Annotated in this window: 9 protein-coding genes; 3 read left to right on the top strand and 6 right to left on the bottom strand. The window is 69.1% G+C overall.

Annotated features, from left to right (window positions below):
* Nucleotides 1-128: 128 nt before the first annotated feature.
* Nucleotides 129-677: a hypothetical protein gene (locus ACTOWL_RS36985; protein ID WP_441326310.1), complete on the bottom strand. Its 549-nt coding sequence runs from the start codon at nt 675-677 to the stop codon at nt 129-131.
* Between the two features lie 280 nt (nt 678-957).
* Here ACTOWL_RS36985 and ACTOWL_RS36980 point away from each other — a divergent pair, with 280 nt between their 5' ends.
* The gene (locus ACTOWL_RS36980; protein ID WP_441326309.1) at nt 958-1,752 is read left to right on the top strand and encodes an exodeoxyribonuclease III; all 795 of its coding nucleotides are present in this window, start codon (nt 958-960) and stop codon (nt 1,750-1,752) included.
* Between the two features lie 8 nt (nt 1,753-1,760).
* Here the strand turns inward: ACTOWL_RS36980 and ACTOWL_RS36975 are convergent, their stop codons facing one another.
* From ACTOWL_RS36975 to ACTOWL_RS36955, 5 genes are all read right to left on the bottom strand, one after another.
* Nucleotides 1,761-2,225 (bottom strand): SRPBCC family protein, encoded by a 465-nt coding sequence (locus tag ACTOWL_RS36975; protein ID WP_441326308.1) that lies wholly within the window; start codon nt 2,223-2,225, stop codon nt 1,761-1,763.
* Entirely contained in the window at nt 2,222-2,545 is a 324-nt protein-coding gene (locus ACTOWL_RS36970; RefSeq protein ID WP_441326307.1) for an ArsR/SmtB family transcription factor, read from the bottom strand. The genes ACTOWL_RS36975 and ACTOWL_RS36970 overlap by 4 nt, the downstream gene beginning before the upstream one ends.
* Before the next feature lie 73 nt (nt 2,546-2,618).
* On the bottom strand, nt 2,619-3,116 hold the full coding sequence (locus ACTOWL_RS36965; RefSeq protein WP_441326306.1) for a class I SAM-dependent methyltransferase: 498 nt from the start codon (nt 3,114-3,116) through the stop codon (nt 2,619-2,621).
* 8 nt (nt 3,117-3,124) lie between these two features.
* Complete coding sequence (locus ACTOWL_RS36960; protein WP_342234731.1) at nt 3,125-3,574, bottom strand: cyclic nucleotide-binding domain-containing protein; 450 nt, start codon at nt 3,572-3,574, stop codon at nt 3,125-3,127.
* A gap of 30 nt (nt 3,575-3,604) precedes the next feature.
* The gene (locus ACTOWL_RS36955; RefSeq protein WP_441326305.1) at nt 3,605-6,259 is read right to left on the bottom strand and encodes an ABC transporter transmembrane domain-containing protein; all 2,655 of its coding nucleotides are present in this window, start codon (nt 6,257-6,259) and stop codon (nt 3,605-3,607) included.
* A gap of 208 nt (nt 6,260-6,467) precedes the next feature.
* On the opposite strand from ACTOWL_RS36955, the gene ACTOWL_RS36950 reads away from it, so the two are divergent.
* Both ACTOWL_RS36950 and ACTOWL_RS36945 read left to right on the top strand, forming a co-directional pair.
* Complete coding sequence (locus tag ACTOWL_RS36950) at nt 6,468-7,670, top strand: glycosyltransferase family protein (protein ID WP_441326304.1); 1,203 nt, start codon at nt 6,468-6,470, stop codon at nt 7,668-7,670.
* Nucleotides 7,671-7,677: 7 nt separating this feature from the next.
* Nucleotides 7,678-8,845: glycosyltransferase family 4 protein (locus ACTOWL_RS36945; protein WP_441326303.1), on the top strand; the 1,168-nt coding region annotated here is incomplete at its 3' end.

Here is an 8,845-nt window from a genome sequence, read left to right as displayed (position 1 = left end):
ACTTCCACCTCCAAGCTGTCGATCATGCTCGGCACACCGTAGGGGGGGTTCGCGGCAGCGAACCCAACAGGATCGGGGGCCGCGATGGCGGCGCGATGTTGGGTTCGCCAACGCGAACCCAACCTACCTTACCCGGTGTCGGGCGGCCTGGGCTTGCGGGCGGAGGCCGGGCGAGGCTTGGGCGGGGCCTCGGGCGGATCGTCGTCCTCCGACGGCAGGAAGCCCAGCTTCTCCATGGCCTCGTCGGCCATCTCCAGCCAGCGCTCCACCTGCACCGGATAGCCCCAGCGCCGGCACAACGCCGCCACCGCGACCTCCGCCCGGCTGGCTTCCACCAGCTCCGCCACCTCCGGCCGCTCCAAACGCTCGCTCACCTCGTCGGCGCGGCGGTCGGCCTCCGCCTCGTCCTCGGACACCTCATAGGCCGCCGCCATCATCGCCAGCTTCACCCGAAGCTCGTGCCAGTCCTCCTGGTCCGCCTCGCGCTGCGCCGCAGCCTTGCGCCGCTCGTCGCGATGATTGGCGAACTTGTCCTCCAGGAGCAGGGTCAGCCGCAGCGACTTCGTGATGACCGCGATGCGCTGGCCATAGTCGACGCCGGGCTGCGGCGCCTCCACCGCCTCGGTGCGGGTCGCCTCGATGATCTCCATATGGACGTCCGCCACCCGGGCGAGCATGCGCAGATGCCGCGCCGCCCGCTCCTCCGCGGGAGTGGCCGGGCCTCCGAAATCGAATCGGTCTGCGCGGTGTCCATAGAACGTATCATGAACATGATCGCAGATTAATACAAGTGAACATCGTGTTTACAACGCCGAAGCGATCGCACGGAGCACATTCGACATCATTCTCCGGCCCGCCCGCCGACTCACGCCAGCGCATGTCCAAACGATCTAGCAGTGGGCTGGGCAACCCTGCCGGGCTTCGCTAGGGTCGCGGGCCGCATCGCAGAGAGGGCCCATGCGCATCGCCACCTGGAACATCAACTCCGTCCGCCTGCGCCAGGAGCTGGTGCTGCGCCTGATCGACGAGACCGCGGCCGACATCATCTGCCTGCAGGAGACCAAGACCCCGGACCACCACTTCCCGCACCAGCCCTTCGTCGATCTCGGCTACCGCCACATCGCGATCGCCGGCATGAAGGGCTACAACGGCGTCGCCGTGATCTCGCGCCTGCCCTTCGAGAGCCACGAGATCCGCCACTGGTGCGGCAAGGAGGATTGCCGCCACATCGCCGTCCGCCTGCCGGACGGGGTCGAGGTGCACAACCTGTACATCCCGGCCGGCGGCGACATCCCGGACCCGGCGGTGAACGAGAAATTCAAGCACAAGCTGCAGTTCCTGGACGAGATGACGGCCTGGTGGCCGCAGAACCGGACTCGCGACCAGAAGATGATCCTGGTCGGCGATCTGAACATCGCGCCGCTGGAGCACGACGTCTGGTCGCACAAGCAACTCCTGGACGTGGTCAGCCACACCCCGATCGAGGTCGAGAAGCTGGCGGCGATGCAGTCGACGCTGGGCTGGGTCGACAGCGCTCGCACCTTCGTGCCGCCGGACCAGAAGCTGTACACGTGGTGGAGCTACCGCGCCGCCGACTGGCAGCTGTCCGACCGCGGCCGGCGCCTCGACCACATCTGGGTCACCCCGCCGCTGGCCGGCGGGCTGAAGGCCCACCGCACCCTGCGCGAGGCCCGCGGCTGGGAGCCGAAGCCGAGCGACCATGTGCCGGTGGTGGTCGACGTCGAGGTGTGAGGGGTGGCCTACCCGGCCGCCTTCGCAAAGCCGGCCAGGGTGGTTTCCCAGGCCTCCGGGCCGTCGAAGAGCTGCCGCATCTTGTCCGCGGCCTCGCCATAGCCATCCAGCCGGTGCTCCACCTCCACCAGCGTGCCGTCGCGGTCGGCCGAGAACCGCACCTCGACTTCGGTCACCAGATCCGGGTCGTAGCGCCACTGAGTGTCGATCTGCCAAGCCAGGACCAAGCGGGCGGGCGGCTCCCAGGCCAGCACCTTACCCCATTGGCATTCCGAGCCGTCCTCGCCGCGTTCGAACCAGCGGCCGCCGGCCTGCGGCTCCACCACCACCTCCTGGATCGGTGAGCTGCCGATCGAGTGCTGGCGCGGCCACCACCGGGTCATGCCGGCGGTGAAGATCTCGAAGGCGCGCCGGGGATCCGCTTTGACCCGGACGCTCTTGCGGACGCGGGCGACGGCGATGGTCGGTGTCATCGGCTCTCCTCCTCTGTCGTCGGGACGTCGTCGACTTCGGCCGCGAAGGCGGCCAGGGCCTGGTCCCAGAACTGGTCCAGCCAGGCCCGCAGGGCGCCCAGACCCCTGGGGTCGATGTGATAGACCCTCCGGGTGCCGTCGGCCCGATCCGCCACCAGCCCGGCATCGCGCAGCACCTTCAGATGCTGCGATACCGCCGGCCGGCTGACCGGCAGGCCCTCGGCGATGCGGCCGACCGGCTTGGGACCGGTGCGCAGCAGCTCGAACACCGCCCGACGGGTCGGATCGGCCAAGGCAGCCAGCGCATTATCGTAAGCCATGGCTTACAGTAAGTGATCGCTTACGCAGCGTCAAGTCGGAGAGCGATCGGCAAGACCAGGGTGAAGGAAACGCCTACCCCGCCAGCGGCCGCCGGTACAGGTAGTAGCGCCCGGGCGAGACGCCGTCGGGCTCGGGCAGCTCCTCCCAGCCGGTGCCGGCGAAGCCGATATTGGCCACGACCACGCCGCCCGGCGCCAGTACCGGGCCGAGGAACGGGGTCAGCGCCGCCGCCAGGGCCCGGTTGGCGATGTCGTCGCCGGTGCCGAGATCGGCATGGATCAGCGCCATGCCCTTCGGATGCGCCGCCACGAAGCCGGGCATCGTCTCCAGCACCTCGCCCAGCACCATGCGGTCGCGCGGCGGGATGCAGCCGGGATGGGCGGCGATGTGGCGGTCGAACACCCAGATCGCGCGGTCCGGCAGCGCCTCGCGCAGGTGGTCGTAGGTGCGGCCGTTGCCGAGGCCGAGTTCCATGACGTCGCCGGGCAGGCCGGCGATGGCGCGTGCGGCCCAGTCGAGGCAGGCGCGCTGCGCCTGCATCCGGCGGATGAAGCTGTCGAGGCGGCTCACGATTCGGGTCAGGCCGTCTGGCGGGCGCGGGCCGCTTCCTTGGTGGTCCGTTCGAGACGCAGCGCCAGCACGCGCATGATCTCGATCGCCATCTGCGGGAATTCGGTGATCATGCGGAAGAACTGGTCCTTGGCGATGACGAGGGCGGTGAGGTCGGTGCGCGCCTGCACCGTGGCGGTGCGCGGCACGTCGCAGAGGATGGCGATCTCGCCGACGAAGTCGTTGCGGCCGACCGAGGCCACGGTCAGGGGGCCGGTCTCGGCATCGACGATCACGTCGGCCTCACCGTCGATGATGATGAAGGCGGCGCGGCCGATCTCCCCCTGCCGGCACAGCACCTGCCCCGCGGGGAAGCGGACACGCTCGCTGGTGAAGGCCAGCAGCTTCAGCTTCGACGTGTCGATATTGGCGAAAAGCGGAATCCGCTTCAGCAATTCGACTTCTTCCGCAAGGCTCACCGATCGGTCCTCCAGCTCCCTGTTGGCATTCTACTCCGCTTCCAGCAATTCGTGCAGCGCGCTGCCGTTGCGGTTCAGCGTCTGGAAGTCGCCGCGTTCGACGATGCGGCCATGCCGCACCACGACGATGTCGGCGAACTCCCGGGCCATGCTGGGCCGATGCACGCCCCAGATCAAGCCGCGGTGCTCCCGCAGCTCGCGGATCGCGCGATGGACCCGGCCCTGCGCCACCCCGTCGAGCGATGAGGTGGCCTCGTTCAGCAGCAGCAGGTCGGCGTTCTTCAGGAGCGCCCGGCCGAGGCCGACCTTCTGCCGCTGCACCGCGGTCAGCCGGCTGCCGGCGACACCGACCGAGAAGTCGAGCCCGACCGCGATCACGCGGTCGCGCAGATCGACCTCGTCGACCACGGTCTGGATCAGGCTCTGCACCCGCTCCGCCGCGTCCGGCCGGCCGTAGCGGATCTTGCCGAACAGGATGTTGTCCTGCAGCGACGCCGCCTCGTTGAACCGCTCGGCGTCGAAGAACTCGATATGCGGCCGCAGATCCTCCGGCAGCTCGGCGGCGAACACCTTGCGCGCCTCCAAGAGCCGCTGCTGCAGGTCGGCCTCAAACACGCCCAGGCGGTGGCGGGACGGCACCAGCTTGAACGGCAGCGACAAGAGGCGGGTGCGGTCGGCCGGCCGCAGCGCCGCCGTGCCCTCCTTCTTTGCCCGCATCACGATCGGCTGGAACTCGGGCAGGTCCTCCGAGCCGATGAAGCTGAACTGCTCGAAGAACTCGTGGCCGGGCGGCAGGTCGGCGAACAGCTCGACCATGGTCTCGGCCATCTGGGCGCCGACCCGGACGAACTCCTCCATCAGGCCGGTGCGCTCCAGCACCGACAGTACATAGTCGTTCTCGGCCAGCGCGTCATAGGCGAAGACCGGCCCGACCGGCGTGCCGAACAGCAGGTTCTCGGCCACCGAGGCGGAGCTGTTGAAGCGCTCGGCATCGTACAGCTCGACCAGGTCGCCGAGATCGGTCTCGGCCAGGGTCTTGCGCACCGAGACGCGCGCCGCCAGCACCCGGTCGGCGATCTCGGGCGCCTTGTCCGCGTCGATCGTGCCGTTCAGCCCGATGCGGTAGACGTCCTGCTCCATGTCGACCGCCTGCAGGATCTCCAGCGCCTTGTCCTGCAGCGCCTCCGGCCCTTCCACCCCGGCCGCCTGGTAGTCGATCCAGTCGGCGTTGATGTCGAAATCGGTGTTGCCGGCCACCTGCGCCTCCATCGCCCGCCGCGCCCGGCGGCGCTTCGCCGCGTCGTCGTCGTACTGCGCCTCGCGCAGCGGCCGGTGGCACAGGCCGTAATACAGGTTCTGGCGCAGCGTGCCGGTGAACATGTAGCTGTGCGCGCCGACAAAGGCGAAGCGGCGGCCGATCACCGCCTCGGCCAGGGTCTCGTAATCGTGCTCGCCGAGCCGGATCTTGCCGCTGGTCGGCGCGATCAGCCGGGCCATCATCAGCATCAGCTCGTCCTTGCCGACCCCGGCACCGACCACCGCGACATGGCCGTCGGTCGGGAAGGCGGCGGTCAGCCCCTCGATCACCGTCATGCCGCTGTCGTCGACCAGCGCGACGGCGGAGAAGCTGAGCTCCTTCGGCAGCGGCCCTTCGATCACCTCGTCGCCGGTGATGCGCTCGACCGGCAGCAGCTCGGGCGGCTGGAACTGCTCCACCACCTGCTCGTACTTGATCCGGGTGTCGGCCTGGGTCTGGTAGTAGTCGAGCAGGTCTTTCCACGGCGCCGCCAGATCCTTGTAGGCGGCCAGCACCGCCACCAGCGCGCCGAGCTGGATGTCGCCGCGGATCACCAGCCAGCCGCCGATCGCGTAGAAGAAGAACGGCGTCAGCTGGTTGATGAAGTTGTTCAGGAACTTGATGAAGAACTTGCGGTTGTAGATCTCGAACCGGATGTCGTAGATCGTCCCCAGCCGGTCGGAGAAATCCGCCAGATGCACGGCGGTGGCGTCGTTGGCGTGCATGTCGGTGATGCCGGAGACGGATTCGCCGATCCGGTCGGCCAGCTTGCGCACCGTGCGCACCCGCTCCTTGCCCAGCTGGTTCACCCGCTTCTGCAGCCGCGGGATCAGCCAGCCCTGCAGCGGGTACAGCGCCACCGCCGCCGCCCCCAGGATCGGGTCCTGGACGAAGATGAAGTAGATGTAGACCAGCAGCGTCCCGGTCGACCAGATCGGCTGGACGAAGGCGTCGCCGATGAAGCCGCCCAGCGGCTCGACCTCCGAGGTGATCATCGGGATCATCTCGCCCTGCGAGGTCTTGCGGAAATGCGGCAGCGGGAAGCGCAGGATGCGGCAATACAGGTCGTAGCGCAGCCGGCGCAGCATCCGCTCGCCCAGCTTGCCCTTGTAGATGTTGATGTAGAGCTTGAACCCGCCGTTGATGAACACCAGCACCAGGAACAGGAACGACAGCAGCAGCAGGTATTCGATCCGGTCGAACTGGTAGCCGAAGACCGCCTTCGGGAAATCCTTGGCCGACCCGTCGTCGATGGCGCCGTTGACGATCTGCTTCGGCAGATCCAGCGAATAATAGACAAAAGGAAACGAAATCAGCGTGATGATGAGGATATAGACCTGCTCGCGGCGGCTGTGCCGCAAGATGAACTTGAAGATATTGGAATCCATCGCGATCCAGGTCCAGCCTCGCCGGGCACGGGCTGGACCATAGCGTGAACTTTCGATGGCGAAAAGCATGTGACGGCGGTCACGCCCCCCGCGGACAAGCCGGCGAGACGAAGGGTCCGGGTGACGGGTCCGAAGCCTTCGTGCTAAAAGCGCGCCGGGCGGCAGGGGTCGCCCGCGTGCCCGTTCCGATGCCAGGTGACAAGGCTGCATGGCGAAGCGTACCGCTCAGGCCCGCATCCTGATCTACAGCCACGACAGCTTCGGCCTCGGCCATCTGCGCCGCTGCCGCACCATCGCGCACGCCCTGGTGGCGCGGCACAGCGACCTGTCGGTGCTGATCCTGTCCGGCTCGCCGATCATCGGCAGCTTCGACTTCCGCAGCCGGGTCGACTTCGTCCGCATCCCCGGCGTGATCAAGCTGCGCAACGGCGACTACACCTCGCTGTCGCTGCACATCGACATCGAGGAGACGCTGGCGATGCGCGCCTCGATCATCGAGCACACCGCGGCGATCTTCGACCCCGACCTGTTCATCGTCGACAAGGAGCCGCTGGGCCTGCGCGGCGAGGTCAAGCAGACGCTGGAGATGCTGCGCGACCGCGGCACCCGCACCGTGCTGGGCCTGCGCGACGTGATGGACGAGCCGTCGCTGCTGGCCCCGGAATGGGAGCGCAAGAACGTCGTGCCGGCGCTGGAGCGCCTGTACGACCAGCTGTGGATCTACGGCCTGCCGGAGATCTGCGACCCGCTGCAGGACATCGAGCTGCCCGACTCGGTGCGCGCCCGGATGACCTACACGGGCTATCTGCGCCGGCGGGCGCCGAGCAACGTGCCGGCCGACGCGGTGTCGCTGCGCGAGCCCTACATCCTGGTCACGCCCGGCGGCGGCGGCGACGGCGAGGACCTGGTCGACTGGGTGCTGTCGGCCTATGAGCTGGACCGCACCATGCCCTGCGCCGCGCTGATCGTGCTGGGCCCGTTCATGCAGCGCGAGCGGCAGGCCGAGTTCATGGCCCGCGCCGCCAGGCTGGACGATGTCGAAGTCATCACCTTCGATGCCCGGATCGAGCATCTGATGATCCGCGCCGCCGGCGTCGTCGCCATGGGCGGCTACAACACCTTCTGCGAGATCCTGTCCTTCGACAAGCGGGCGCTGCTGGTGCCCCGGGTGCGGCCGCGGCTGGAGCAGCACATCCGCGCCTCCCGCGCTGCCGAGCTCGGCCTGGTCAGCATGCTCGACCAGGACGGGCCGGGCGACCCGGCGGTGATGGTGCGGGCGCTGCGAGCCCTGCCCGACCAGCCGCTGCCCTCGACCCGCTTCATCCCCGGCCTGCTCGACGGACTCGACGCCGTCGACCGGCTGGCGATGGACGCGATCGACCCGCCCTCCTCGATCCGCGCGACAGCCTGAGCACAGCATGACCGAGAGAGTTCAGAGCGACGGCCTGACCGCCATCGTGGTCAAGGGCTATCCGCGGCTGTCGGAGACCTTCATCGCCCAGGAGATCCTGGGGCTGCAGCAGCTCGGCCAGCGCCAGCTGATCGTGTCGCTGCGCCATCCGACCGACACCAAGGTGCACGACCTCAACCGCCGCATCACCGCGCCGGTGCTGTACCTGCCGGAATACCTGTACCAGGAGCAGCCGCGGGTGGCGGCGGCGCGCGACTGGGCCCGGCGCCAGCCCGGCTATGCGGCCGCCTACGCCGCCTTCCGCCGCGACTACCGGCGCGACCCGACGCCGAACCGCTGGCGCCGCTTCGGCCAGGCCTGCGTGCTGGCGCAGGAGCTGCCGCCCGAGACCTCCTGGATCTACGTGCACTACCTGCACACCCCGGCCTCGGTCGGCCGCTACGCCGCGCTGATCCGCGGCTTGCCCTGGAGCGTCTCGGCCCACGCCAAGGACATCTGGACCACGCCGGAGTGGGAGCTGCGCGAGAAGCTGGCCGAGGTCCGCTGGGCCGCCACCTGCACCGCGGTCAACCACGCTTATCTGGCGAAGCTGGCGCCGCAGCCGGGGCGGGTGTCGCTGGTGCATCACGGCCTCGATTTCGGCCGCTTCCCCGACCCGATCGCCCGGCCGCGCCGAGACGGGCGCGACCCGAACGACCCGGTGCGGCTGATCTCGGTCGGCCGCGCGGTCGAGAAGAAGGGCTTCGACCGGCTGCTCGACGCCTTCGCGGCGCTGCCGCCCGGCCAGGCCTGGCACTGGACCCATATCGGCGGCGGCGCGTTGCTGGCGGAGCTGCGGGCCCAGGCGAAGCGGCTCGGCCTCGCCGACCGGATCGAGTGGCGCGGCGCCCTGACCCAGGATGCGGTGCTGGCGGCGCTGCTCGACTCCGACCTGTTCGTGCTGACCGCGCGCATCGCCGCCGACGGCGACCGCGACGGGCTGCCGAATGTGCTGATGGAGGCGCAGGCCACCGGCCTGTGCTGCCTCGCCACCTCGGTCTCGGCGATCCCGGAGCTGATCCTGGACGGCGAGACCGGGATCCTGGTGCCGCCGGACGACGTGCCGGCGGCGGCCGACGCGCTGTCCGGGCTGATCGCCGACCCGGCCCGCCGCGCCAAGCTGGGCGCCGCCGGCA

The sequence above is a fragment of the Inquilinus sp. CA228 genome, from assembly GCF_052078665.1.
In the GTDB taxonomy this organism is placed as follows: Bacteria; Pseudomonadota; Alphaproteobacteria; order DSM-16000; family Inquilinaceae; genus Inquilinus.
This window is presented reverse-complemented; position numbering and strand designations above follow the sequence as displayed.